General features: G+C 71.5%; 26 protein-coding genes and 1 tRNA gene. 18 read left to right on the top strand and 9 right to left on the bottom strand.

Annotated features, from left to right (window positions below; genetic code table 11):
• Positions 1-587: ABC transporter permease (locus tag ACWC2T_RS24475; protein ID WP_450672479.1), on the bottom strand; the 587-nt coding region annotated here is incomplete at its 3' end.
• Positions 587-1,606 (bottom strand): sugar ABC transporter substrate-binding protein, encoded by a 1,020-nt coding sequence (locus ACWC2T_RS24470; protein ID WP_450672478.1) that lies wholly within the window; start codon positions 1,604-1,606, stop codon positions 587-589. The genes ACWC2T_RS24475 and ACWC2T_RS24470, both read right to left, overlap by 1 nt.
• 180 nt (positions 1,607-1,786) lie before the next feature.
• On the opposite strand from ACWC2T_RS24470, the gene ACWC2T_RS24465 reads away from it, so the two are divergent.
• The 5 genes from ACWC2T_RS24465 to ACWC2T_RS24445 all read left to right on the top strand — a co-directional run bounded on the left by ACWC2T_RS24465 (position 1,787) and on the right by ACWC2T_RS24445 (position 8,120).
• A complete protein-coding gene (locus tag ACWC2T_RS24465; protein WP_450672477.1) occupies positions 1,787-2,578 on the top strand; it encodes a GntR family transcriptional regulator in 792 nt (263 codons plus the stop codon).
• Positions 2,579-2,880: 302 nt separating this feature from the next.
• Positions 2,881-4,194 carry an ABC transporter substrate-binding protein gene (locus ACWC2T_RS24460; RefSeq protein ID WP_450672476.1) on the top strand — a complete coding sequence of 438 codons (1,314 nt, stop codon included), beginning with the start codon at positions 2,881-2,883 and terminating at the stop codon, positions 4,192-4,194.
• Between the two features lie 8 nt (positions 4,195-4,202).
• The gene (locus tag ACWC2T_RS24455; RefSeq protein WP_450672475.1) at positions 4,203-5,183 is read left to right on the top strand and encodes a carbohydrate ABC transporter permease; all 981 of its coding nucleotides are present in this window, start codon (positions 4,203-4,205) and stop codon (positions 5,181-5,183) included.
• Complete coding sequence (locus tag ACWC2T_RS24450) at positions 5,180-6,073, top strand: carbohydrate ABC transporter permease (RefSeq protein ID WP_450672474.1); 894 nt, start codon at positions 5,180-5,182, stop codon at positions 6,071-6,073. Before ACWC2T_RS24455 ends, ACWC2T_RS24450 begins: the two co-directional genes overlap by 4 nt.
• 34 nt (positions 6,074-6,107) lie before the next feature.
• Entirely contained in the window at positions 6,108-8,120 is a 2,013-nt protein-coding gene (locus ACWC2T_RS24445) for a beta-galactosidase (RefSeq protein ID WP_450672473.1), read from the top strand.
• Between the two features lie 3 nt (positions 8,121-8,123).
• Here the strand turns inward: ACWC2T_RS24445 and ACWC2T_RS24440 are convergent, their stop codons facing one another.
• Positions 8,124-9,041: an aminoglycoside phosphotransferase family protein gene (locus ACWC2T_RS24440; protein ID WP_450672472.1), complete on the bottom strand. Its 918-nt coding sequence runs from the start codon at positions 9,039-9,041 to the stop codon at positions 8,124-8,126.
• 112 nt (positions 9,042-9,153) lie between these two features.
• Positions 9,154-9,227: transfer RNA gene (locus tag ACWC2T_RS24435), tRNA-Pro, on the bottom strand.
• A gap of 106 nt (positions 9,228-9,333) precedes the next feature.
• Here ACWC2T_RS24435 and ACWC2T_RS24430 point away from each other — a divergent pair.
• The 3 genes from ACWC2T_RS24430 to ACWC2T_RS24420 are packed head-to-tail and all read left to right on the top strand — an operon-like array spanning position 9,334 to position 11,223.
• Positions 9,334-9,840 (top strand): DUF309 domain-containing protein, encoded by a 507-nt coding sequence (locus ACWC2T_RS24430; protein ID WP_450672471.1) that lies wholly within the window; start codon positions 9,334-9,336, stop codon positions 9,838-9,840.
• Between the two features lie 56 nt (positions 9,841-9,896).
• Positions 9,897-10,670: a precorrin-6A synthase (deacetylating) gene (gene cobF / locus ACWC2T_RS24425; RefSeq protein WP_450672470.1), complete on the top strand. Its 774-nt coding sequence runs from the start codon at positions 9,897-9,899 to the stop codon at positions 10,668-10,670.
• Positions 10,671-10,728: 58 nt separating this feature from the next.
• Positions 10,729-11,223 carry a hypothetical protein gene (locus ACWC2T_RS24420; protein ID WP_450672469.1) on the top strand — a complete coding sequence of 165 codons (495 nt, stop codon included), beginning with the start codon at positions 10,729-10,731 and terminating at the stop codon, positions 11,221-11,223.
• Here the strand turns inward: ACWC2T_RS24420 and ACWC2T_RS24415 are convergent.
• Positions 11,210-11,956: a cobalt-precorrin-6A reductase gene (locus tag ACWC2T_RS24415; protein WP_450672468.1), complete on the bottom strand. Its 747-nt coding sequence runs from the start codon at positions 11,954-11,956 to the stop codon at positions 11,210-11,212. The genes ACWC2T_RS24420 and ACWC2T_RS24415 overlap by 14 nt on opposite strands.
• 78 nt (positions 11,957-12,034) lie before the next feature.
• Here ACWC2T_RS24415 and ACWC2T_RS24410 point away from each other — a divergent pair, with 78 nt between their 5' ends.
• Positions 12,035-12,814 (top strand): HAD-IIA family hydrolase, encoded by a 780-nt coding sequence (locus ACWC2T_RS24410; protein ID WP_450672484.1) that lies wholly within the window; start codon positions 12,035-12,037, stop codon positions 12,812-12,814.
• On the opposite strand, the gene ACWC2T_RS24405 is transcribed toward ACWC2T_RS24410, so the two are convergent.
• From ACWC2T_RS24405 to ACWC2T_RS24395, 3 genes are all read right to left on the bottom strand, one after another.
• Positions 12,803-13,576 carry a sulfite exporter TauE/SafE family protein gene (locus ACWC2T_RS24405; protein WP_450672467.1) on the bottom strand — a complete coding sequence of 258 codons (774 nt, stop codon included), beginning with the start codon at positions 13,574-13,576 and terminating at the stop codon, positions 12,803-12,805. The genes ACWC2T_RS24410 and ACWC2T_RS24405 overlap by 12 nt on opposite strands.
• 97 nt (positions 13,577-13,673) lie before the next feature.
• On the bottom strand, positions 13,674-15,185 hold the full coding sequence (locus ACWC2T_RS24400) for a long-chain-fatty-acid--CoA ligase (RefSeq protein WP_450672466.1): 1,512 nt from the start codon (positions 15,183-15,185) through the stop codon (positions 13,674-13,676).
• Positions 15,186-15,246: 61 nt separating this feature from the next.
• Positions 15,247-16,434 (bottom strand): thiolase family protein, encoded by a 1,188-nt coding sequence (locus ACWC2T_RS24395; protein ID WP_450672465.1) that lies wholly within the window; start codon positions 16,432-16,434, stop codon positions 15,247-15,249.
• Positions 16,435-16,608: 174 nt separating this feature from the next.
• On the opposite strand from ACWC2T_RS24395, the gene ACWC2T_RS24390 reads away from it, so the two are divergent.
• From ACWC2T_RS24390 to ACWC2T_RS24375, 4 genes are all read left to right on the top strand, one after another.
• Positions 16,609-17,418: an alpha/beta hydrolase gene (locus tag ACWC2T_RS24390; protein ID WP_450672464.1), complete on the top strand. Its 810-nt coding sequence runs from the start codon at positions 16,609-16,611 to the stop codon at positions 17,416-17,418.
• Between the two features lie 101 nt (positions 17,419-17,519).
• A complete protein-coding gene (locus tag ACWC2T_RS24385) occupies positions 17,520-17,864 on the top strand; it encodes a DUF3140 domain-containing protein (protein ID WP_450672463.1) in 345 nt (114 codons plus the stop codon).
• Positions 17,865-17,866: 2 nt separating this feature from the next.
• Entirely contained in the window at positions 17,867-18,514 is a 648-nt protein-coding gene (locus ACWC2T_RS24380) for an endonuclease (protein WP_450672462.1), read from the top strand.
• A gap of 48 nt (positions 18,515-18,562) precedes the next feature.
• The gene (locus ACWC2T_RS24375) at positions 18,563-19,372 is read left to right on the top strand and encodes an SAM-dependent methyltransferase (protein WP_450672461.1); all 810 of its coding nucleotides are present in this window, start codon (positions 18,563-18,565) and stop codon (positions 19,370-19,372) included.
• A 15-nt stretch (positions 19,373-19,387) separates the two neighbouring features.
• On the opposite strand, the gene ACWC2T_RS24370 is transcribed toward ACWC2T_RS24375, so the two are convergent.
• Entirely contained in the window at positions 19,388-20,242 is an 855-nt protein-coding gene (locus ACWC2T_RS24370) for a Cof-type HAD-IIB family hydrolase (protein WP_450672460.1), read from the bottom strand.
• 197 nt (positions 20,243-20,439) lie between these two features.
• Between ACWC2T_RS24370 and ACWC2T_RS24365 the strand changes: the two genes are divergently transcribed.
• The 5 genes from ACWC2T_RS24365 (at position 20,440) to ACWC2T_RS24345 (ending at position 25,437) form a co-directional block, all read left to right on the top strand.
• Positions 20,440-21,249, top strand: a complete 810-nt coding sequence (locus ACWC2T_RS24365) for an SAM-dependent methyltransferase (RefSeq protein ID WP_450672459.1) — start codon at positions 20,440-20,442, stop codon at positions 21,247-21,249.
• A 90-nt stretch (positions 21,250-21,339) separates the two neighbouring features.
• Positions 21,340-22,743 (top strand): glutamine synthetase, encoded by a 1,404-nt coding sequence (locus ACWC2T_RS24360; protein WP_450672458.1) that lies wholly within the window; start codon positions 21,340-21,342, stop codon positions 22,741-22,743.
• Positions 22,744-22,745: 2 nt separating this feature from the next.
• Complete coding sequence (locus tag ACWC2T_RS24355) at positions 22,746-23,921, top strand: amidohydrolase family protein (RefSeq protein ID WP_450672457.1); 1,176 nt, start codon at positions 22,746-22,748, stop codon at positions 23,919-23,921.
• A 7-nt stretch (positions 23,922-23,928) separates the two neighbouring features.
• The gene (locus tag ACWC2T_RS24350; protein ID WP_450672456.1) at positions 23,929-24,465 is read left to right on the top strand and encodes an NUDIX hydrolase family protein; all 537 of its coding nucleotides are present in this window, start codon (positions 23,929-23,931) and stop codon (positions 24,463-24,465) included.
• 183 nt (positions 24,466-24,648) lie between these two features.
• Positions 24,649-25,437 carry a COG4705 family protein gene (locus ACWC2T_RS24345; RefSeq protein WP_450672455.1) on the top strand — a complete coding sequence of 263 codons (789 nt, stop codon included), beginning with the start codon at positions 24,649-24,651 and terminating at the stop codon, positions 25,435-25,437.
• Positions 25,438-25,510 lie beyond the last annotated feature (73 nt).

The following is a 25,510-nucleotide window of genomic DNA, read 5'->3' as shown; positions in this document are numbered from 1 at the left end:
AACGAGGACGCGAAGACCTTCCTGGCCTGGTTGAAGCCGTCCATGTCGCTGATGTCGTCGGTGGCGACGTTGCCGGTGACCAGCTTGGTCACGGCGAGGTTCACGCCCTGCAGGATCAGGAAGGTACCGAGGGTGATCAGGAAGCTGGGCAGGCCCGTTTTGACCACCATCCAGCCGTTGAAGAACCCGATCGCCAGCGACACGACCAAGGCGACGATCACGCCGGTCCAGACGTTCAGCGTCAGCTGGTAACTGAGCATGCTGGCGGTCAGCGCCGAGGAAATCACCGCGACGCCGGCCGACAGGTCGAACTCGCCGCCGATCATCAGCAGGGCGACCGGCAGGGCCATGATCCCGATGGTCGAGGACTGGTAGAGGATCGTGGCCATCGAGCTGCCCTGGCGGACCGAGGGCGCGACGATCAGGAAGAAGACCAGTACGGCGGCGGCGCCGAGGAAGACACCCACTTCGGGCCGGGCCAGCAGCCGCAGTGCCAGCGGGCGGCGTGCGGTGCGGCCGTCGGTCTGCCCGGGACCGGCCGCCGGCGGCCTGCCGAGGGCGGGTTCAGCCTGCTGGGCCATGCTCATCACCGGGTCCCCTTCGCGGCGAACTCGGCGACCTTGTCGACGTTGGACTTGTCGACGAAGGCCGGGCCGGTCAGCACCGGCTGGACTCCGCCGCCGCTGTAGTTGCCGTTGTACTTGTAGAGCCACAGCGCGTCGACCGCCAGGTAGCCCTGCAGATAGGGCTGCTGGTCGACGGCGAACTCGATCGAGCCGTTCTGGACCGCCTTCACGAGGTCTTTGTTCAGGTCGAAGGTGGCCACCTTGGCCTTGCTGCCCGCGTCGCCCAGCGACTGCACCGCCGTGAGCGCGAACGGGGCGCCGAGGGTGACGACGGTGTCGATGGAGCTGTCCTGCTTCAGCTTGGCCGTGATGGTCGACTTCACGGACGGCATGTCGGTGCCGTTCACGTACAGCGTCTCAGTGGTGCCCTTGAACGTCTTCTTCACCCCGTCGCAGCGCTGGGTGAGGCCCACGTTGCCCTGCTCCTGGATGACACAGACGACCTTCTTGGCGCCGGTGGTGTTCAGCTTGTCGCCGAACGCCTCGCCCGCCACGCTCTCGTCCTGCCCGAAGAACTCCAGCAGGCCGAGCTTCTTCCAGTCGCTCAGGCCCGAGTTCAGGCCGACCACCGGTATGCCGGACTGCTCCGCCTTGCCGATGACGCTCTTCATCGCGTCCGGCTTGGCCAGGGTGACGGCGATGCCGTCGACCTTCTGGTCGATCGCGTTCTGCACCAGGTTCGCCTGGTTGCCGGCATTGGGGTCGGCGGAGTAGACGAGCTTGACGTTGTCCTTCGCGGCGGCGGCCTCGGCGCCCTTGCGGACGGTGTCCCAGAAGGTGTCGCCGGGCGCCTGGTGCGTGACCAGGGCGACGGTCATGCGCGGGGTGTCGGCCTTGCCCGCCGAGGCGTTCTGGGCCGCCTCCTCGGCCTTCTTGCCGCCGTGGCTGCTGGCGCAGCCGGCGAGGGTCAGGGCCGCCGCGGTGGCGACCGCCACCACCGGGGCCAGTCTCCGGGAGCGGGAGGGAGAAGAGCGGTCCATCTTTCCTGCACCTCACTGTGCGTGCGACGGGGGGAAGGGACGCTGTTGCGTTGGGACGCGATCCAAGTCCTTGGGGGCGCCCACTGTCAATACTTTGTTAAGACATCATTTCAGAAGCAGGTTCGAATGTAAGTACAAACCATTGACACCCTCGGCCCGCGGGACCTACACCTGAGAGGCATGAGCCCAGTACACCGCACCCCGCAGCGAACGGCACCGGGTGATCGCGCGGTCGACTCCCTCGGCTTCGCCCTGGACCGCACGAGCCCGGTGCCGCTGTACTACCAGCTCGCCCAGCAGCTCGAGGCGGCCATCGAACACGGCACGCTGGCCCCGGGCAACCTCCTGGGCAACGAGGTCGACCTCTCCGTACGCCTCGGCCTGTCCCGGCCCACCGTGCGCCAGGCGATCCAGTCCCTGGTCGACAAGGGGCTGCTGGTGCGCCGCCGCGGAGTGGGCACGCAGGTCGTACACAGCAAGGTGAGGCGGCCACTGGAGCTCAGCAGCCTCTACGACGACCTGGAGTCGGCCGGGCAGGGCCCGACCACCCGGGTGCTGCGCAACGAACGGATCCCGGCGGGTGCGGACGTGGCCGCGGCCCTCGGCGTGGCGGAGGGCGCCGAGGTCGTCGTACTGGAGCGGCTGCGTCGCACCCACGGGCACCCCGTGGCCTTCCTGTGCAACTACCTGCCGGCCTCGCTCCTCGAACTCCCCACGCCGCAGCTGGAGTCGACGGGGCTGTACCGCTTGATGCGGTCCGCCGGGATCGTCCTGCACAGCGCCCGCCAGTCCATCGGCGCCCGCAGCGCGACGGCCGAGGAGGGCGCCCTGCTGGACGAGAAGGAGGGCGCGGCCCTGCTCACCATGCGGCGCACCGCGTACGACGTCACGGGCCGGCCGGTGGAGTACGGCGGCCATGTGTACCGGGCATCGAGATACGCCTTCGACTTCCAGCTACTGGTCCGCACCTGAGCCGCCGGGCCGAACCCCTGGTCAGCACCCGAAGCGGAACCACCCGTGTTCACACAGCCCCCTCGGCCGCCCGTGCCGTGAGGGCTCTCGGCTCTGTGCACTGGCGAACACGCAGGTAACGATGACGATTACGTTTCGGGCAAGAGACAGCACAGAGAGGACTGACCTATTGACTCATGAGCGGACATGGGGCTGTTATTACGCCCACGATGTTCGGTCGAGTTGGTTTCTGAGCGGTTTCGAAGACCTTTCGGTGATCAACTCATCCCCTTGACCGAGCCCTGCATTCCTCAGGAGCCGCCATGCGCCTCTCCCCCTCCGGTCTCTCCCTCCCGGGCCCCAGCCGTCGTTCGGTCCTGCGCGGAGCGGGCAGCGCCGCCCTGCTCGCGGGTGCCGGCATACCCCTGCTGTCCGCCTGCGGAGGCAGCGGTTCCGCCTCGGACCCGAAGACCGTCACCCTCGGCTCCAACGCCTCGGACGCCGTGCCGAAGAATGCGTTCGCGGCCGTGTACGCCGACTTCAAGAAGCAGTCCGGCATCACGGTCGATGTGAACACCAAGGACCACAACACCTTCCAGGAGCAGATCAACTCGTATCTGCAGGGCACGCCGGACGACGTGTTCAACTGGTTCGCCGGGTACCGCATGCAGTTCTTCGCGGCGAAGGGCCTGGCCTCGCCGGTGGACGACGTCTGGGCGAAGATCGGGGACAACTTCCCCGACGCGATGAAGAAGCTCAGCAAGGGCCAGGACGGCAAGTACTACTTCGTGCCGCTGACGACGTACCCCTGGGCGATCTTCTACCGCAAGAGCGTCTTCACGCAGCACGGCTACAAGGTCCCCACCACCTGGGACGAACTCGTCGCCCTGTGCAAGCAGATGAAGAAGGACGGCCTGGTCCCGATCGCCTTCGGCGACAAGGACGCCTGGCCGGCGATGGGCACCTTCGACCAGATCAACTTCCGCCTCAACGGCTACGACTTCCACGTCCAGCTGATGGCGGGCAAGGCGGCCTGGACCGACCCCAAGGTGAAGGCCGTCTTCGACCACTGGGCGGAGCTGCTGCCGTACCACCAGGACGGCTTCATGGGCCGTACCTGGGAGGACGCCGCGCAGACGCTGGTGTCCAAGAAGGCGGGCATGTACCTCCTCGGTTCCTTCGTGGCCCAGCAGTTCACCAACAAGGCCGACCTGGACGACCTCGACTTCTTCCCCTTCCCGGAGATCAACTCCGCGTACGGCCAGGAGACGGTCGAGGCCCCCACCGACGGCTTCATGGTGAGCAAGTCCCCGAAGAACCACGACGGTGTCGTGAAGCTGCTGGAGTACCTGGGCAGTCCGGCCGCCGAGGAGATGTACCTCAAGACCGACCCGAGCGTGGTCGCCGCGTCGAACAAGGCCAGCACCTCCGCGTACTCGGCGCTGCAGAAGAAGGCGTTCGACATGATCGGCAACGCCAAGAACCTCACCCAGTTCATGGACCGCGACTCCCGGCCCGACTTCACCTCCACGGTGATGCAGCCAGGACTGCAGAAGTTCCTGCAGAACCCGAAGGGCGTGGACAGCCTGCTGTCGTCCATCGAGCGCCAGAAGAAGACCATCTTCGCGTCCCAGTGAGCGGCCCGATGACGACCGATACGACCACGAAGTCCCCGGAGGCGGCCACCGTGCCGCCTCCGGGCGCCTCGCCCGCGCGCACGCGGGCCACGCACGGCCATCGCCGCCTGCTGACCCGCCGTGACCGGTTCACGCTCGCCCTGATGGCGGGCGTGCCGACGATCCTGCACGTGCTCCTGGTGTGGGTCACCGCCATCGCCTCGATCTTCCTCGCCTTCACCACCTGGGACGGCATCGGGTTCGACTCGATCAAGTGGGTGGGCCTGGACAACTTCAAGCAACTCTTCAACGACAACCCGCAGTTCTGGCCGGCCGTCGAGCACAACATCATCTGGTTCGTCGTGCTCATCCTGATCCCGACCCCGCTCGGGCTCTTCCTCGCCGTCCAGCTGGACAAGAAGATCCGCTTCAGCCGGGTCTACCAGACCGCGTTCTTCCTGCCGGTCGTCATCTCGATGGCCTGCATCGGATTCGTCTGGCAGCTGGTCTACAACCCGGACACCGGCCTGATCAACAGCATCATCGGGGCCAACAAGCCGGGCCACTACATCGACTGGATCGGCGACCCGCACCTCAACCTGTGGGCGGTCCTGATCGCCGCGTCCTGGCGGCACACCGGCTACATGATGATCCTCTACCTCGCCGGTCTGAAGAGCGTCGACCCCTCGCTCAGGGAGGCCTCCGCACTGGACGGCGCCAACGAGTGGCAGACGTTCAAGAGCGTCATCTTCCCCACCCTGCGCCCGACCAACACGGTCGTGCTGGTCGTCACGATCATCGAGGCGCTGCGCGCCTTCGACCTGGTCTTCGTCTTCAACAAGGGCGCCCAGGGCACCGAGTTGCTGTCGATCCTGGTCACCAACAACATCATCGGCGAGTCCAGCCGCATCGGTTACGGCTCCGCCATCGCCGTCGTCCTGCTGGTGATCTCCCTCGCGGTGATCATCCCGTATCTGATCGCCACCTTCCGGAAGGAGCGGCGCGCATGAGCAGCACCACCGTCGCGGCGCCGCTGAAGCGGCGCGCCCCGATCCGCCCGGCCCGCGTCCTGCTGCACGTCTTCCTCGCCGGTGCGGCACTGGCGTGGCTGGCACCGCTGCTCTGGGCGATCTTCTCGGCCCTCCGGCCGTACAGCGAGACCAGCACCCGGGGCTATGTGTCCTGGCCGCACACGCTGAACTTCGACAACTTCAAGAACGCGTTCGTGCAGTCGGACATGCTGCACTACTTCGGCAACACGCTGGTCATCGCGATCCCCGCCGTGCTGCTGACGCTGTTCCTGTCCTCCTGCGTGGCGTTCTACGTCGCCCGCTTCGACTTCCGCCTGAACCTCGCCCTCCTGCTGGTCTTCACGGCCGGCAACCTGCTCCCGCAGCAGGTCATCATCACCCCGCTGTACCGGCTGTACCTGCTGACGAACCTGCCGGGCATCACGCAGAGCGGAAAGCTGTACGACTCCGCGCTCGGCCTGGTCCTCATCCATGTGGCGTTCCAGTCCGGGTTCTGCGCGTTCGTGCTGAGCAACTACATGCGCTCCCTGCCGCACGAGCTGACGGAGGCCGCGCTGGTCGACGGCGCCTCGGTGTGGCGGCTGTACTGGCAGATCACCCTGCCGCTGTGCAAGCCGGCGATGGCGGCCCTGGCGACCCTGCTGTCGATCTGGATCTACAACGATTTCTTCTGGGCGCTGGTGCTGATCTCGACCGGCCAGAACATGCCGATCACCTCGGCCCTGAACAACCTCTCCGGCCAGTACTTCACCGACCCCAACCTGGTGGCGGCGGGGTCCCTGCTGACCGCGATCCCGACCCTGATCGTGTACTTCGCGCTGCAGCGCCAGTTCGTCAGCGGGCTGACCCTGGGCTCCAACAAGGGCTGAGCCGCGTTTCGTGAAAGAGAACGAAGAGAACACAGTGAAACCCACCCTGTCCGTCCCCGGCCTGGCCTACGGCGGCGACTACAACCCCGAGCAGTGGCCCGAGGAGGTGTGGGCCGAGGACATGCGCCTGATGCGCGAGGCCGGGGTGAACCTGGTCAGCGTCGGCATCTTCTCCTGGGCGCTGCTGGAGCCGTCCGAGGGCCGTTACGACTTCTCGCACCTGGACAAGGTCCTCGGCCTGCTGCACGAGAACGGCATCGCCGCCGACCTGGCCACGCCCACGGCGGCGCCTCCGGCCTGGTTCTTCCGCGCCCACCCGGAGGCGCTGCCGGTCGACCGCGACGGCCGCACCCTCTCCTACGGCAGCCGGCAGACCTTCTGCCCGTCCTCCCCCGCCTACCGCGAGGCAGCCCTGCGCATCGCGGGCGCGCTCGCCGAGCGGTACGCGGACCATCCCTCGCTGCGCATGTGGCACGTGCACAACGAGTACGGCTGCCACAACGCTGCCTGCTACTGCGACACCAGCGCGGCCGCGTTCCGCCGCTGGCTGAGGGCCCGCTACGGCGACGACCTCAGGGCCCTCAACGACGTCTGGGGCACCCGGTTCTGGAGCCAGTGGTACGGCGACTGGGACGAGATCCTGCCGCCGCGCGCCACCGGTGCCGTACCCAATCCCACCCACCAGCTGGACTGGCGCCGGTTCTGTTCCGACGAGCTGCTGTCGCTGTGCACGGCGGAACGGGACGTGCTGCGCGCCGCCGCTCCCTCGATCCCGGCCACCACCAACTTCATGGTGATGTTCAACTTCGACGCGCTCGACTACTGGCGGTGGGCGCCGGAGCTGGACATCGTCTCCAATGACCACTACCTGATGTCCAGCGACCCGGAGTCGGAGATCGACATCGCGCTCAGCGGCGACCTGACCCGCTCCCTGGCGGGCGGGCCGTGGCTGCTGATGGAGCACTCGACCGGCGCGGTGAACTGGCAGCCCGTCAACCGGGCGAAAAAGCCGGGTGAGTTGCGCCGCAACGCACTCTCCCACGTGGCACGCGGCGCGGACGGCATCGCGTACTTCCAGTGGCGGCAGTCGAAGGCGGGCGCCGAGCAGTGGCACTCGGCGATGGTGCCGCACGCGGGCACCGACAGCCGGATCTGGCAGGACGTGGTCCGACTGGGCGCGGACCTGCGGGCGTTGGCGGAGGTCCGGGGCAGCACCAACCCGGCGGAGGTGGCGATCGTCTGGGACTGGGACGCCCGCTGGGCCCTGGAACTGCCCTCGCAGCCCAGCGGCGAGCTGCGCTACGCGGACCTGGTCCGGGCCTGGTACGAGCCGCTGTGGCGGTCGGGCGTGGCCGTGGACTTCGTACGGCCGCAGGCCGACCTCTCCGCCTACCGCCTGGTGCTGGTCCCGAACCTGTACCTCGTCGACGGCGAAGGGGCGGCCAACCTGACGGCGTTCGCCGAGCGCGGCGGCACACTCGCCGTGGGCTTCCACAGCGGGGCCGTCGACGAGAACTGCCATGTGCGGCTGGGCGGTTACCCAGGCGCCTTCCGGGACGTCCTGGGCGTCCGCTCGGACGAACCGTTCCCGCTGCTGCCCGGCGAACAGGTCGCGCTCTCCGGTGCCGTGCCGGGCGGCGCGACGGGCACGCTGTGGTCGGAGCGGCTGCGGCTGGAGGGCGCCGAGGCGGTCGCGTCGTACGCCGACGGTCCCCTGTCCGGCGTCCCCGCGGTGACCCGCCGCCCGCGCGGCACCGGCGCCGCCTGGTACCTGGCCACCCTACCGGACCCGGCCACCCTGGCCGCGCTGCTCGACCGCGTCCGGGGCGAGGCGGGGGTGGAGCCGGTGCGTACGGCCCCGCCCGGCGTGGAGGTGGTCCGCCGGCGCGGGCCGGAGGCGGACTACCTGTTCGTCATCGACCACACCGGCCAGGGCGCCGAACTCCCCGTGGCACCGGGCTCGCTGGACCTCCTGACCGGCAAGGAGACTGCGGGAACGGTCACGGTCGCGCCGGGCGATGTGGCGGTCGTGCGGGAACCGCGGTGACGTTCACCGGGGTACCGCTTCCGTGAGCAGTTCCGCCAGGTGGTCGGCGAAGGCGACGAGCCGATCCCGTCGCACCCCCTGGCGGGCCCTGCGGAATCCATGCCGGCGCCCTGAGAACGCGGCCTGGACGGCGTGCAGTTGGGCCCAGCGCCGGACGCGTTCGCGGTCGAGTGCGGCGGTCTCGGCGAAGACGTCGAGGGCGCGCCGCACGGCCTTCGGCAGATCGCCGGCCGCGGCTCGGTCCACCGCGTAGGCCTTCAGCAGCGTGCCCGCGTCGTACGCCGGGTCGCCCGCGTATCCCTTGGGGTCGACCGCGAGCCACGGCTCGCGGTCGGCGCGCAGGATGTTGCGGGCATGCAGGTCACCATGGACGAGCAGGTCCGGCCGGCCGCGGCCCAGCTCGCGTACGGTCGCCACGGCGGCGCCCACCACGTGCCGCGGCAGCTGGTGCGGCAGCGTCGCCGCGTCCGTGCGCAGCTGCTGCTCCCAGGCGTCGGCCCGCTCCCGCAGCCGGGGCAGGCCGGGTGGGGCGGGCACCGTCAGGCGGCGGTTGATCCGCCCGGCGACCGCGACGAGTTCGTCGCCGTCCGCCGCCTGCGCCAGGGTCGTCGTGTGGGCGCGCTCCAGCAGCAGCGCGAAGCGTTCGTCGTCCCGTGCGTGCAGCAGGACGGCTCCCCGGCCGCGCCAGACCGCGTAGGCGTCCGGCTCGTGCGCATTGCCGGGGTGCGGGAAGGACACCTTCAGCACAGCCGTCTCCGCGCTCGCGACCCGACGCACCGGCACGATCAGGCCGACGCCCCCGTGCGTGACGGCGCCGTCGGGCCGGCACTCCCAACGCGGCAGCAGGTCCTCCACGATCCCGGGCAGGGCGGCGAGCCAGGTCCTGCCGGGCTCTCCTTCGCGTTCGACGGTGCTTCGCACGAACGCCGGTGGTAGTCCGATCACCGTCACCGTCCTGACTGTCGTGCCCGGCGCATGCCCAAGGGCCGCCCCGGATTCCTCCGAAGCGGCCCTTGACCTGCGCTTTCGCAAGTCGGGACGACAGGATTTGAACCTGCGACCCCTTGACCCCCAGTCAAGTGCGCTACCAAGCTGCGCCACGTCCCGATGCGCTCACTCGCGGTGACCCGCTTGATCGCGCGAACAGCACTTTACCCCACCTTCGGGGGTGGGCCGAAGAGGGCCCGGGGGTGAGCCGGGGACAATCGGTCGTATGACGAACGCGGGCGCATCGGATGCCAGGGACCGGGACCCGGAGGGGCGGGCACGCAGCGCGCGGCCGCGGGACGGGCTCGGCCGGCCGCTGCCCTACGGCGCGGAGGGCGTCCCCCGGCAGCCGGAGGGTGTCCTGCGGCTGCCGCGGGAGACGGTCGAGGAGGCGCAGGCGCTACTGGACGCGGGGAAGCCGTTCCATGCGCACGAAGTGTTCGAGGACGCCTGGAAGTCGGGGCCCGAGGAGGAGCGCACGCTGTGGCGGGGGCTGGCCCAGCTGGCGGTGGGCCTCACGCACGCGGCGCGTGGGAACACTGTCGGCGGGGCCCGGCTGCTGCGCCGGGGCGCGGGGGCGCTCATGGCATGGGAGACCGAGCAGGGCGAGGACCGGCCGTACGGGATCGACCTCGCCGGGCTCACCCGGTGGGCGCGGGAGCTGGCGGCGCGCGTGGAGGGCGGGGGCGGGCCCGTGGACGCGGGCGACGAAGCGCCCCGGCTCCGTTGCTGACCGGTTCCGGTACGGGTCCGTTCCTGGCTGTCAGTGGCATGCGGCAGACTCGGGGCGTGCGAAAGATTCATGTCATCGGTATCGGCGCGGGCGACCCCGACCAACTGACCCTGCAGGCGGTCAAGGCGCTGCGGAGCACGGACGTGTTCTTCCTGCTCGACAAGGGCGAGGTGAAGAGCGATCTCACCCAGCTCCGCCGGGACATGCTGGACGCGCATCTGCCCGAGGGGTCGTACCGGGTGGTGGAGGCCCGTGACCCGGAGCGGGACCGGAAGGCGGGCGGGTCGGCGTACTCGCCGGCGGTGGAGGACTGGCGCAGCGCCCGCGCCGGGATCTATGAGCGGCTGATCGCCGAGGAGCTGGGCCAGGACGGCACCGGCGCCTTCCTGGTGTGGGGCGATCCGGCGTTGTACGACAGCACGCTGGGGATCCTTCAGGAGGTGCTGGAGCGCGGCGCGGTCGCGTTCGAGTACGACGTGATACCCGGCATCAGCAGCGTCTCCGCCCTGGTCGCCCGGCACCGTACGGGCCTGAACCGGGTGGCTCGCCCGGTGCAGATCACCACGGGGCGGCGGCTGGCCGAGGGGTTCCCCGAGGGCGTGGACGACGTGGTCGTGATGCTGGACGCCCACCAGGCCTTCCGGAAGTACGCCGGGGAGGACATCGACATCTACTGGGGCGCGTATCTCGGCACTCCGGACGAGCTCCTGGTCTCCGGTCCGATCGCCGAGGCCGCGCCGCACATCGAGCGGGTGCGGGCCGAGGCGCGCGAGCGCAAGGGCTGGATCATGGACACGTACCTGCTGCGCAGAAACCCCGGGGACCGGTAGTCGCGCCACCGTCGAAAACCGGGTGAGGCGGAGGCCTGGCGCCGGTCATACTCGGGCCATGTCCGGCTCTCCCGTCCGTTTCCGCGATCCGCGCAGCACGGAGTACGACTTCCTGGACTCGATCCTGGTCCACTGCCCGCGCTGCGACCGCGTCGCCCGCGTCCAGCGGCAGCCGCACCCCGAAGCACCGCCGCTGTTCGCGCCCCGGCATCTGGTCTGCCGGTCCTGCGGTCTGTCCCGCACCTGGGCGGGCCGGGGCATCGGCCTGCGGGCGGGATCGAAGGGGCCCGCCGAGGACCCCTGCTTCGGTGCCCGTCTGTGGCTGCAGCGCGAGACCCGGCACGGCTGGTTGTGGGCCTACGACCTGCGGCACCTCGACCTGATCCGCCGCTGGACCGCCGCCGGTCTGCGCGAGCGTGCCCCCTGGTACGACACCGGGCAGCGGATGACCCTGCTCGCCCGGCTGCCGGCCTGGATCAAGTCCGCAAAGAACCGGGACGAGGTGCTGCGCGCCATCGACCGGATCCGGGCGTCCGTCCTCACGCCGGGCTGAGACCGAGCCACTCCAGTACGCCCGCCAGGTCAGCGACCGCGGTCACGCCCTGCGGGAGCGGGGGGCGCCGTACGACGACCACGGGCAGGCCGAGTTCCCGCGCCGCCGTCAGCTTCGCGGCCGTGGCCTCCCCGCCGCTGTCCTTGGTCACCAGCACCTCGATCCGCCGGGTGCGCAGCAATTCCGTCTCGTCGGCGACGGTGAACGGGCCGCGCGCCAGGACCAGTTCGGTGTCCGGCGGCATGGGCGGCTCGGGCGGTTCGACGGACCGTACGACGAAGTGCAGATCCGTCAGGTGGGCGAACGCGGCGAGCCCCAGGCGCCCGGTGCTCAGGAAGACCCGGCGGCCGAGGCCGGGCAGTGCCGCCGCGGCACCGGCCAGGGACGGGACGTCGTACCAGCGGTCGCCGGGGCCCGGCCGCCAACCGGGGCGGCGCAGGACCACCGCCGGGACTCCGGAGGCCGCCGCCGCGCGGGCCGCGTTGGCCGAGATCGCCTCGGCGAAGGGGTGGGTGGCGTCGACCAGGGCGTCCACGTGGTGCGCGCGCAGCCAGTCGGCCAGGCCCTGCGCGCCGCCGAAGCCGCCGATCCGTACCTCGCCCGCGACCGCTCCGGGCCGCGCGACCCGGCCGGCCAGGGAGGTGGTCACCCGGACGCCGGTCCGGGCGGCCAGGTCGGCGGCGAGGCGGCGGGCCTCGGTGGTGCCGCCGAGGATCAGGACGTGCGCGGGCATAGGGGTGAGGGTACGAGGTCGTACGGGACGGTCCGCCGTGCGGGTCGCTACCGTCGGGCCATGCAATCCGTGCAGTCCATGCAGTCCGTGCGTGCCGTGCTGATCGACATCGACGGTGTCCTCACCGTCTCCTGGAAGCCGCTGCCGGGAGCGGTCGAGGCGCTGCGGGCCGTCCGGGAGGCGGGGCTGGGGGTGGTCCTGGTGACCAACACCACCTCCCGGTCCCGGGCGTCCATCGCGGGATCGCTCGCGGACGCGGGGTTCCCGGTGGGCGCCGAGGAGATCCTCACGGCGCCCGCGGCCACCGCCGACCATCTGGCCGGGGCCCGCGTCGCCCTGCTGAACAGCGGGGACATCGGTGCGGATCTGGAGGGGGTCACCCTGGCCGGCGACTCCGACGAGGAGGTACCGGACGTTGTCCTGCTGGGCGGCGCCGGGCCGGAGTTCGGTTACGAGGCGCTCAACCGCGCCTTCGGGCGGATCCAGCGGGGCGCGCGGCTGGTCGCCATGCACCGGAACCTGTACTGGCGGACGGACGCGGGACTCCAGCTCGACGCGGGGGCGTTTCTGGCGGGCCTGGAGGCGGCCGCCGGGGTGGAGGCGGAGGTCACCGGCAAGCCGTCGCGGGCGTTCTTCGAGGCGGCCCTCCGGCGTCTCGGGGTGGGAGCGGAGCAGGCACTGATGATCGGGGACGATGTCGAGTACGACGTCCTTGCGGCGCAACGGCTCGGCGTCACCGGGGTGTTGGTCCGTACGGGCAAGTTCCTGCCGGAGACCCTGGAGCGGGCGAGCGGCACCCCCGACCATGTCCTGGACTCCTTCGCGGACCTCCCGGCCCTGCTGGGGCTAACGCAGTAGGAGTTGCACTCCGCCCACGACGGTCGCCGCGATCACGAGTTGTTCGAAGAGTCGCTGGTTGATCCTGCTCACAGCCCACTTGCCGAACAACGCACCGGGCACGACGAACACCGCGAGCGCGGCGTCGAGGAGCAGCGAGCGCCCGTCGATCAATCCGAGGCCCGCGCTGAACGGCACCTTGGACACGTTCACGATCAGGAAGAAGAAGGCGGAGGTGCCTAGGAAGCCCATCTTCCGGAAGCCCGCCGACAGCAGGTACATCGACATCACCGGGCCGCCCGCGTTGGCGACCATCGTGGTGAACCCGCCGAGCACGCCGTAGGAGCGGGCCTTGGCGCGGCCGGCGCGCGAGGTGACCCGGTCCGGTGCCTCCCCGGTGTCCGCCGTGCGCCGCCGCCACACCGTCACCCCCGCCATCAGCAGCAGGATTGCGCCGATCGAGGTCCGTACGATGCCGTCGTCGGCCCACATCAGGAACAGCGTGCCGACCACCACCCCGGCCGCGACGGCCGGGAACAGCCGCCACAGGGTGGGCCAGTGGGCGTGCCGCCGGTAGGTGAGGACGGCGAGCACGTCACCGGCGATCAGGACGGGCAGCAGGACCCCGGTGGAGGCGCGGGCCGGGAGGACCGCCGCGAAGATCGCGAGGCTCACCGTGTTGGCCCCGCTCACCGCGGTCTTGGAGAAGCCGACGAGCAGGGCCGCGCAGGCGAGTGCCGCGAACCCCCAGCCGGATATGTGCCAGAGCGTCATCGTGTTCATGCGAAGACCGATGCTATGTCCGGACAAGCCTCCGGCGTAAGGACCGTCTCGCCAGGTGGCCCTGCAGTGATCTTCGCGACCTGCTGTGCCGGTTCCGTCACCGTTCCACGTAGTGCGCCCGCAGCTCCCGCTTGAGCACCTTCATGCTGGGCCCGAGCGGCATCGCGTCCGTGAACTCCACGCGCCGCGGGTACTTGTGCCGCCCGAGGTGCTCCTTGGACCACTGAGTGATCGCGGCGGCGTCGGGCGCGGCGCCCGGAGCCGGTACGACGACGGCGCAGACCTCCTCGCCGTGCAGTTCGTCGGGCAGGCCGATGACCGCGACCTGGGCGATGCCGGGGTGGCGCATCAGCACCTCCTCGACCTCCCTCGGGTACACGTTGTAGCCGCCGCGGATGATGACGTCCTTCTTGCGGTCGACGATCCTGAGGAAGCCCTCGTCGTCCTTGGTGCCGAGGTCGCCGGTGCGGAACCAGCCGTCGACCAGGGCCTCGGCGGTGGCCTCCGGCCGGCCGAGGTAGCCGGAGAAGACGTTGTGCCCGCGGATGACGACCTCGCCGAGCTCGCCGGGCGGCAGCAGCTCGACGCGGCCCTCCAGCTCGGCGCGGGCGATCTCCACGTCGACGCCCCACAGCGGATGGCCGATGGTGCCCGCCCGGGTGCCGAACACCGGCTGGTTGACGGTGGCCGTCGGCGAGGTCTCCGAGAGCCCGTACCCCTCGTAGACCTTCGCCCCGAACGCGGCCTCGAAGCGCTCCAGTACGGCGACCGGGAGCGAGGCCCCGCCGGAGATGCACACCCGCAGGGCGGGCAGCGCGGCGGCGTCCGCGGCGGCCGCCGCGAGGGCGACGTACATGGTCGGCACGCCGTGGAAGGTGTTCACGCCCTCCTTCACCATCAGCTCGATGGCTCGGGCCGCGTCGAAGCGGGGCAGCAGCACGAGCGTGGCGCCCGCCCGCCAGGTGGAGTTGAGCGACACCGTCTGGCCGAAGGCGTGGAACAGCGGCAGCGCGCCGAGGGCGATGTCGTCGGCGCGGATGTCGTTGGCGTCGAAGGCATTGACGGTTGCGTTCATGACGAGGTTGAAGTGGCTCAGCACGGCGCCCTTCGGCACGCCGGTCGTCCCGCTCGTGTAGAAGATCACCGCCGGGTCGTCGGCGGTGCGGGTGACGTACGACGGCAGCGGCTCGGCGTCGGCCGCGAGTTGGTCGAACTCCGCGCCCAGGACGACCACTCGGGCGCCGGTGGCCTCCGCGGCGGCCCGGCCGGTCGCCGCCTGGGCCGGGTGGACGAGCAGCAGCGCCGCCCCGCTGTCCCTGAGCACGTGCTCGACCTCGCCGGCCGACAGCAGCAGATGCACGGGGACGACGACTCCGCCGGCCGCGGCGATCGCGTAGTAGGCGACCGGGAACTCGGCGGTGTTGGGCGCCATCAGCGCCACCCGGTCGCCCGGCCGTACGCCGAGCCGGGTGAGCGCGCCCGCGTGGGCCAGGGCCCTGCGCCACGCCTCGGCGAAGGTCAGCCGCAGATCGCCTTCGACGAGCGCCGTCTTCTCGGGGCGGCGCCGGGCGTTCTCGGCGAGGATGGCGGCGACGGACAGGGTTGCCATGGAGTGCTGCTCCGTTTCCTTGCTGCGGCTCGACCGACCTGATCCCCCCGTTGGCAATGCCCTAGTGCCGCTCGACCAGCACCGCGCTCCCCTGGCCCACGCCCACGCACATGGTCGCGAGACCCCGCTCGGCGCCCGTGCGCCGCATCCGGTGCAGCAGCGTGGTCAGGATGCGGGCGCCCGAGCAGCCGAGCGGATGGCCGAGGGCGATGGCCCCGCCGGTCGGGTTGACCAGATCCGGGTCGATGCCGAGTTGGTCGACGCAGGCGAGGGCCTGCGCGGCGAACGCCTCGTTGAACTCGGCCTCCTGCAGGTCGGCGATGTCCCAGCCGACCCGGGCCAGGGCCTTGCGGGTGGCGGGTACCGGGCCGATGCCCATCACATCGGGGTGGACCCCGGCGGAGGCGCCCGCGGCATAGCGGCCCAGGGACTCCAGGCCCAGTTCGTTCAGGGCCTCCTCGCTGACGAGGAGCAGTCCGGCCGCGCCGTCGTTCATCGGCGAGGCGTTGCCCGCGGTGACCGTGCCGCCCTGCCGGAAGACCGGCTTCAACCTCGACAGCTTCTCCAGCGAGGTGTCCTCGCGGACGCACTCGTCCTGCTCGACCACGATACCGTCCGGCCGCTCCACCGGCAGGAGTTCGTCGTCGAAGTGGCCGTTCTTGCGTGCGGCGGCGGCGAGTTGGTGGCTGCGCAGGGCGAACGCGTCCTGGCGCTCGCGGGAGACGCCGTACCGCTCGGCGACCTCCTCGGCGGTCTCGCCCATGGACAGCAGGCCGTGCAGGTCCTTCATCGCCGGGTTGACCAGGCGCCAGCCGAGCCGGGTGTCGTGGGTCTCGATGCGCTGCGGCAGGGCCTCGTCCGGGCGGGGCAGCACGAAGGGGGCGCGGCTCATGGACTCCGAGCCGCCCGCGATCACGATGTCGGCCTCGCCGGCGGCGATGGTCCGGGCGGCGGCGGTGACCGCTTCGAGGCCGGAGGCGCACAGCCGGTTGACGGTGGCGCCGGGCACGGACTCGGGCAGCCCGGCGAGCAGGGCGGCCATGCGGGCCACGTTGCGGTTGTCCTCGCCGGCCTGGTTGGCCGCGCCCCAGTAGACGTCGTCGATCCGGGCCGGGTCGAGGGCGGGCACGTCGGCCACCAGGTGGCGGATCGCGGTCGCCGCCAGGTCGTCGGGGCGGACGGAGGACAGCGCTCCGCGCAGCTTGCCGATGGGGGTGCGGCGGGCGGCCGCGAAGTGGACGGGACGCACGGCTTCGACTCCTGACCTACGACCGGTCGACGGCACTGTCGACCGGCGGACCACGCGGGACACTGGATGAGCACCCCGCAACACTTAATTAGCACTGCTAGTTTTGGACTATAGACCTCCGACCGGCCCGCTGGGAAGATCCCCCGGGACAACCCCGCGCCCCCCGGAGGAGACATGCACCACGTCCGCGAGCACACCCTCGACGGCACCCACGGCCCGGTCGCCGTGCGCGAGTGGCCGCACCCCGCGCCGAGGTACCTGGCCCTGGTGGTGCACGGATACGGCGAGCACGCGGGCCGCTACGACGAGCTGGCCGCCGTACTGACCGGGCACGGGGCGGCCGTGTACGGGCCCGATCACGTCGGTCACGGCAGGTCGGCCGGGGAGCGGGTGCTGATCGAGGACTTCGAGGACGTGGTCACCGATGTGCACGCGGTGGCGGATCTCGCCCGGGCCGCGTACCCCGGGCTGCCGCTCGTCCTGGTCGGCCACTCGATGGGCGGACTGATCGCGGCCCGCTACGCCCAGCGCTACGGCGCCGAGCTGAGCGCGCTGGTCCTGTCCGGGCCGGTGATCGGCGCCTGGGAGCTGCCCGGGCGGCTGCTGGCCCTGCCGGAGATCCCGGACACCCCGGTGAGCCCGGCCGCGCTCTCCCGGGACCCGGCCGTGGGCGCCGCCTACGCCGCCGATCCGCTGGTGTGGCACGGGCCGATGAAGCGGCCGACGGTGGAGGCGTTCGCGCGCACCCTGCGGACCGTCGACCGGGGCGGAGACGTCGGACCGCTGCCGCTGCTGTGGCTCCACGGGGACGAGGACCGGCTGGTGCCCCTGGCCGGCAGCCGGATCGGCGTGGAGCGGCTGGCCGGCTCCCGGCTCACCGAGCGGATCTTCGCCGGGGCGCGGCACGAGGTGTTCCACGAGACGGACAAGAAGGAGGTCTTCGCCGAGCTGATCCGCTTCCTGGACCACTCGCTGCCCCGCTGATCAGGCCTGTTTGCTCCCCCGGGCGCTGGGCACCCGGCCGAGAACCACCGGCGCGAGACCGCCTCCAGCCAGCCCGACACCCCGCAGGGAAGGGGAAGCTTATGGCCGACGCCCTCGAAACCGAAGCGCTGTGGGAGGACTTCCACCGCGTGGTGAACATGACCTCGGCGGAGCTCTCGGCCTGGCTGCGGGTCCGGGACGCCGACGAGGAGACCGAGCCGCTGCCCGATGAGGCGGGCACGCGGACCGGACAGCATGTCCTCGCCATCCTCCAGAAGCGCCGCATGGACCTCACCGACGACGACATCCGCGTGATGCACAAGGTCGTCGACACCGTCGGAGACCTGGTGGACATGGCGGACGAGCCGGAGCCGGAGACGGCGCCGGAGGACACCCGCCGTCGGCACCGGCTGATGACGCTGGGCCACGACCCGCTCAAGCCATAGCCATGAACCGCGACGAGAGAGTCCTGCGCGAGCTGCTGTCCGCGCACGGGCAGACCTACGCCGAGGAGGCGGGCATCAGGCTGAAGGACACCCCGCAGCCGCTGTACCGGCTGCTCGTGCTGGCCCTGCTGCTCAGCGCCCGGATCCGCGCCTCGGTCGCGGTGGCCGCCGCCCAGGCCCTGCACGAGGACCACCTCGACAGCCCGCGCCGGATGGCCGACGCGGACTGGCAGCAACGGGTGGACGCCCTCGGCCGCGGCGGCTACCGGCGCTACGACGAGCGCACCGCCACTCAACTCGGCAACAGTGCCGAGCTGTTGCTGGACCGCTGGTCCGGGGACCTGCGCCGGCTGCACGAGGAGGCGCACGGCGACACCGGGGAACTCAGGCGGCTGCTGCAGGAGGAGCCGGGCATCGGACCGGCCGGCGCCGACATCTTCCTGCGCGAGGCTCAGCGCGTCTGGCGCGAGATCGCGCCCTACCTGGACGACAAGGCGCTCGACGGGGCGCAGCGGCTCGGCCTGCCGAAGGACCCGGACAAGCTCACCGAGCTCGCCGGGAACATCGAACCGGCCGTACTGGCCGCCGCGTTGGTGCGGGCCGCACTCGACAAGGAGGTGGCCGAAGACTGTCTGCGCCGCGCGTCATGATCGTGTCAGACTGCTGCTCGCATCCCGGCGGGAGTGAAGGAGCAGCACGTGACGGGGACCGAGCCGGCCGCGCAGCACATCGACACCACACGGCCGCATCCGGCCAGGGTGTACGACTGGTTCCTCGGCGGCAAGGACAACTACCCCGTCGACGAGCGGCTCGGCCGGCAGATCGCGGCGGTGGACGGGGGCGGCGCGCCGCGGGCCGCCCGCGCCAACCGGGCGTTCATGCAGCGGGCCACGCGCGCGCTCGCCGGGGACGGCATCCGCCAGTTCCTGGACATCGGCACGGGCATACCGACCGAGCCGAACCTGCACCAGATCGCGCAGTCGGTGGCGCCCGACGCGCAGGTGGTCTACGTCGACAACGACCCGATCGTGCTGGCCCACGCGGGCGCGCTGCTGCGCGGCACCCCCGAGGGCGTGACGGAGTACGTGCAGGCCGACGCCCGCGATCCGTACGCCATCCTCGAACAGGCCGCCCGCGTCCTGGACTTCGGCCGCCCGGTGGCGCTGTCCCTGATCGCGCTGCTGCACTTCGTCGCCGACGAGGACGGCGCCCACGAGGTGGTGTCGACGCTGGTCGACGCGCTCGCGCCGGGCAGCGCGCTGGTGCTGTCGATGATGACGGCCGACTTCGAGCCGGAGAACGTGCAGAAGGGAATCGCCGCGTACGCGGCCGGCGGAGTGACCCTGGTCGCGCGCTCCCGGGACGAGGTGGCCGCCTTCTTCGAGGGGCTCGACCTGCTGGAACCGGGCGTCGTACCGGTCGACGCCTGGCGCGGCGGACCGGCGGCCGACGGCACGGGGCCGGTCTCGCTGTACGGCGCGGTGGGCCGCAAACCCCGCACACCCTGACGTGTCAGTACGGCGCTACAGGCCCAGCACGCGGGAGATGGTCCGCAGCACGCCGCCCTCGTTGTTGGACGGAGCGAGGTGGCGGGCCCGGCGGACGACCTCGGGGTGGGCGCCCGCCATCGCGAAGGACCACTCGGCGGCGTCGAGCATCTCGAGGTCGTTGAGGTAGTCGCCGAATACCATGGTCTGCGCCGGCGTGATGCCGAGCGCCCGCTGCAGGCTGCGCAGGGCGGTCCCCTTGTTGGCGGTGCGGTTCATGACGTCCACCCAGTGCTCGCCGGAGACCACGACCTGGTGGGTGCCGGCGAACTCCGCGAGGGCCGGGGCGGTGGAGTGCTCGGCGGACCCGAAGTCGAACAGGGCGACCTTGATCACGTCGTCCTCGACGGCGGTGACGTCCTCCACGATCCGGTGCTCGACGTAGTACTTGCGCACCTCCGCCAGGAACGCCTCGTCGGTCCGCTCCACGTACGCCGACCGCTTGCCGCACACCACGGCGCCGACGTCCACGCCGTCCGTGACCAGCCGCCGTACCGTACGGACCACTCCCGCGGCGACGGCCTTGTCCATCGTGTCGGAGCTCAGCTCCACGCCGTCGCGAACCACGTACGTGCCGTTCTCCGCGATGAACACCATGCCCTCGGCGACCTCGGCGAACTGCCGGGCCAGCGTGGCGTACTGGCGGCCGCTCGCCGGGCTGAACAGCACGCCGCGCCGGCGCAGTTCGGCGAGCATCGGCCACAGCCCGTCGGGGATCCGCTGGGCGTCGTCCAGCAGGGTGCCGTCCATGTCCGTGACGATCAGGCGGATGTCGGCGGGGCCGGCCGGCAGGCCGGGGGTGTCGCGGAGGGGTGTGGGCGTGGCGGGCATGTCCTGCTTTCCGGTCGGGGACGGCGTGCCGGTCCAGTGTTCCTCATGGGCCGAAACGGCCCGGAGCCGGTTCCTGGTGGACCGAAACGTCCCGGAGTCGCACCGAACCGCCCACGGTGCGGGTTTCCCGGGACAGCGCGATCACCGGGCGGCACAATGACGGCGGAGGACAACCGCAATCGGAGAAGGGCGGCGACGTGACCGAGGGCCACTCCCCGACGGCCGGACCGGAGAAGCTGAACACCTCGGTGGCGCACAACGCCCGGGTGTGGAACTACTGGATCGGCGGCAAGGACAACTACGAGGTCGACCAGCGGGTCGGTGAGCACGTCGCCGGGATGTTCCCGGTGATCCGAGCGGTGGCTCGCGCGGACCGGGAGTTCCTGGCCCGGGCGGTGCGGTTCCTGGCCGCCGAACGCGGGATGCGGCAGTTCCTGGACATCGGCACCGGCCTGCCGACTGTCGAGAACACCCACGAGATCGCGCAGCGGATCGCCCCGGAGTCCCGAATCGTGTACGTCGACAACGACCCGATCGTGCTCGTGCACGCCCGCTCGCTGCTCACCAGCTCCCCCGAGGGCGTCACCGACTACGTCGACGCCGATGTGCACGACCCGGAAGGCATCCTGCGGCGCGCCGCCGAGACTCTGGACCTGACCCGGCCGGTCGCGCTGATGATGCTGGGCATCCTGAACTTCGTCCTGGACACCGGCGAGGCCCGGGACATCGTGCGGCGGCTCATGGCGGCGCTGCCCTCGGGCAGCCACCTGGTCCTCACCCACCCGACCTACGACGGTGACGTGGGCGGCGAGGGCAACCGGGCGGCGATGGAGTTCTGGAACGCCAACGCCACCCCGCCGATCACCGCCCGCAGCCGCGCGGAGATCGCCGGCTTCCTCGACGGCCTGGAGCTGGTCGAGCCGGGTCTGGTGCCCTGCTCGCAGTGGCGCGCCGGAGCGGCGGCCGCCGCGGTGCCGCAGTTCGGCGCGGTGGCCGTGAAACCCTGACGCCGGCACCGGGCGGACCGACGCCCGGGAGGACGGGCCGGCCCGCGGCAGCGAGGTTCACCGAGGAGGACGTATGGCCGAGGAGGACGTATGACCACTCTTGCCGACCCCGTGCCCGGCGGGCGCCCGGAGGACCTGCGCCGGGTCGCGGGGCTCACGGCCGACCTCGCCGCGCGGGGCGTGCGCGGGATCGTGCTGGCCTATGTGGACACCGCGGGCATCTGCCGGGTGAAGACGGTCCCGACGGCCCGGCTGGAGGCGGCCGTGTCCTGGGGCGTCGGCATGTCCCCGGTCTTCGACACCTTCCTCGCCGACGACTCGATCGTCACCACCGACGTCCTCGGCTCCCCGGACGGTGACCTGCGCCTGTATCCGGACCTGGACCGGCTGGTGGAACTGGCCGGGCAGCCCGGCTGGGCGTGGGCACCGGTGGACCGCATCACGCAGGAGGGCACCCGGCACCCCGGCTGTGCCCGAACCTTTCTGCGCCGGATCGTCGCCGACGCCGCCGAGCGGCACGGCCTGGCCTTCCGGGCAGCGATCGAGGTCGAGTGGGCGGTCGGGCTCGGCTCGGCACCGCCCGGCGCGTTCGTACCGGCCGTGTCCGGCCCGGCGTACGGCGCGATCCGGCAGGTCGAACTGAGCGACTACACCGCCGACCTGCTGGCCGCGCTCGCCGCCCAGGACGTGCCCGTCGACCAGCTCCATCCAGAGTACGCGGCCGGGCAGTTCGAGGTCTCCGTGGGCGCGCTGGACCCGGTGGCGGCGGCCGACCGCAGCGTGCTGGTCCGGCAGACGATCCGGGCGGTCGCCGGGCGGCACGGCCTGAGGGTGTCGTTCTCACCCGCGGTGTCCGCCGAGGGCGTCGGCAACGGCGGACACATCCACGTGTCCTGCCGGCGCGAGGGCGTGAACCTGCACGCGGGCGGGGAGCGCCGCTACGGCATGACACCCGAGGCGGAGTCCTTCGCGGCAGGGATCCTGGCCCGGCTGCCCGCGCTGACGGCGGTCACCGCACCGAGCCCCGCCAGCTATCTGCGGCTCAAACCGTCCCAGTGGGCGGGGGTGTTCACCGCCTGGGGCCGGGAGACGCGGGAGGCCGCGCTGCGGGTGATCACCGGCTCGGCGGGCCGCCGGGAGCAGGAGGCCAACCTGGAGGTGAAACCGGTCGACCTGGCCGCCAACCCCTATCTCGCCCTCGGCTGTGTCATCGCCGCCGGCCTGGACGGGATCGGCTCCTTCCTCGCCCTCCCGGAGGAGATCACCGGCGACCCGGCCCGGTACGGCCCGGAGGAGGCGGCGGCTCACGGCGTGCGGCGGCTGCCGCAGTCGCTGCCGCAGGCCGTCGAGGAGTTCCGGGCGGACCAGGTGCTGCGGTCCGCGCTGGGACCGGTGCTCGCGGACGCGGTGACCGCCGTACGGCTCGGCGAGGCGGCGGCCGTCGAGGGCCTGGACGACGCGCGGGTGGCGGCGGCCTACCGCTGGGTGTACTGACCATGGGCACGCCCGGACCGGTCCACGAGGCCCTCGCCGAGCTGGAGTTGGTGGACCATCACTGCCACGGCGCGGTGACGGCCGACCTCGCGCCCGAGGAGTTCGCCCCGCTGCTGACCGAGGGCGAGTCCTGGCCCGGTGTCTCCCCCTTCGACACCCCCGCCGGCGTGGCCGTACGCCGGCACTGCGCACCCCTGCTGGACCTCCCCCGGCACGCGCCGCCGGCCGACTACCTGGCCCGCCGTTCGGAATGCGGCTGGCAGGAGGTCAACCGCCGCTTTCTGCGGGCCACGGGAGCGGGGGCGTTCCTCGTGGACACCGGGTACGCCCCGCTCCCGCTCACCTCCCCGGCCGAGCTGGCGGCGGCCTCCGGTGCCCCCGCCTCCGAGGTCGTACGCCTGGAGCAGGTGGCGGAGGCGGTGGCCGCGCGGGGCGTGGAGGCGGGCGAGTACGCGGCCCGCTTCCGTGCCGCGGCCGAGGACGCCGTACGCCGGCCGGGCGTGGTGGCCGTGAAGTCGGTGGCCGCGTACCGCACCGGCTTCGCCCTGGACCCGGCGCGCCCGGCGGATGCCGAGGTGACCGGGGCCGCCCGGCGCTGGCTCGCGGACGGCGACCGGCTCGCCGATCCGGTGCTGGTACGGCACCTGCTGTGGACCGCCGTGGACCTCGGCCTGCCGTTGCAGCTGCACACCGGCTTCGGCGACGCCGACCTCAGGCTGCACCACGCCGACCCGGCCCTGCTGACCGACTGGCTGCGGCTGACGGCCGGCACGGTCCCGGTGCTGCTGCTGCACTGCTGGCCGTACCACCGCCAGGCCGCCTATCTGTCCGCGGTGTTCGAGCAGGTGTACCTGGACGTGGGCCTCGCCCTGCACCACACGGGCCCGGTCCGCTGCCGGACGGTGCTGGAGGAGGCGCTGGAGATCACCCCGTTCCGCAAACTGCTCTACAGCTCCGACGCCTACGGCCTTGCCGAATTCCACCACCTCGGCGCCCTGTGCTTCCGGCAGGGACTGGCCGATCTGCTGCAGGCCCGCGTCGACGCCGACGAGTTGAGCCTGCCCGACGCCCTGCGGATCGCGGCCTGGACCGGCCGCGACAACGCCCTGCGCCTGTACGGACCTCCCGTATCCGACCCGGCCCGCGTTCCCAGCGGGCGCCCCACCCGGAAAGTATGATCAAGCAATGTCTGACATGACCGAGACGACGCCCGGCTGGCTGACCACGGACGAGCTGGAAATGGCCAGGGCCCGGATGCCGATCCTGTACGTCGAGGCCGTGCCCGTGCGCGTGGACGACAGCGGCGAAGTCACCAGCATCGGCCTGCTGCTGCGGATCGGACCGGACGGGACGGTCAGCCGGACCCTGGTTTCCGGCCGCGTCCTGCACCACGAACGGGTCCGCGACGCGCTGCTGCGCCACCTGGAGAAGGACCTCGGCCCGGTCGCGCTGCCCCGCGTCCCGCCGTCCCTGCAGCCGTTCACGGTCGCGGAGTACTTCCCGACGGTGGGCATCACGCCGTACCACGACCCGCGCCAGCACGCGGTGTCCCTCGCCTACATCGTCCCGGTCACCGGCGACTGCCGCCCCCGGCAGGACGCGCTGGACCTGGTCTGGTTCAGCCCGCAGGAGGCCGTCTCCCCGGCGGTGCAGAGCGAGATGCCGGGCGGGCACGGGGTGCTGCTGAAGCAGGCGCTCGCGCACGTGGGTCTGGCCCTCTGACGACGGCGGCGGCCCGACCTGCCTGCCTATCAGGCCGGTCAGGCCGCCGACCAGAGGTTCTGGTGGCGCTTTCAGGTTGTGTTCAGGTTCGCGGCGCCCGATGGCAACAGCTGCACCAGAAGCCCCAAAACAATGGCAAAGGGGGCTGGGGAAAGATCACTTGGGCGTGCGAAAGTGCGGGCCATGAGCACTGAGTACGTCCTGGAGGACCGGCCCCGCGGTAACGCACGCGCGCGCATACGCGAGAGCGCGAACAAGGTGCCCGAGGTCACCGTCTACTTCTGGATCATCAAGGTCCTCACCACCGGCATGGGCGAGACCGCCTGCGACTTCCTGGCCCACACAGTGGGCAACATCCCGGCGGTCGGGCTCGGCGGGCTCGCGTTCGTGGCGTCGCTGGTGCTCCAGTTCGCCGTCCGCCGGTACGTGGCCTGGATCTACTGGACGGCGATCGTCATGGTCAGCGTGTTCGGCACGATGGCCGCGGACGCGCTCCACGTGGTCGTCGGCGTCCCGTACACCCTGTCCACCCCGCTGTTCATGATCGCCCTGGCCGCCGTCTTCGTCCTCTGGTACAAGTCCGAGCGCACCCTGTCGATCCACTCCATCCGCACCCGGCGCCGCGAGTTCTTCTACTGGGCGGCCGTCCTCGCGACCTTCGCCCTGGGCACCGCCGCGGGCGACCTCACCGCGACGATCGGCCTCGGCTACCTGGGCTCGGCCGTCCTGTTCGCCGTGGCGATCTGCGTCCCGGCCGTCGCCCACCGAGCACGCCTGCTGGGCGCGGTGACCGCGTTCTGGACGGCGTACGTCATCACCCGCCCGCTCGGTGCCTCCATCGCCGACTGGATGGCCATGAACAAGGCGGACGGTCTGGGCTGGGGCCTGGGTCCGGTGACGCTGGCCTGGACGGTGGCCATTCTCGTGCTGGTCGGCTACCTCGCCACCACACGTCGGGACGTCGCCGCCTGATTCCGCCCCCAGCACAGAGAGAGGGCCTCGCCCGGCAGCGCCGGCGAGGCCCTTTCCCATGCGGTGGCGGCCG

The organism is Streptomyces sp. NPDC001393 (assembly GCF_053597455.1).
The sequence above is the reverse complement of the archived record's forward strand: the minus strand, read 5'-3'. Positions and strand labels throughout refer to the sequence as shown.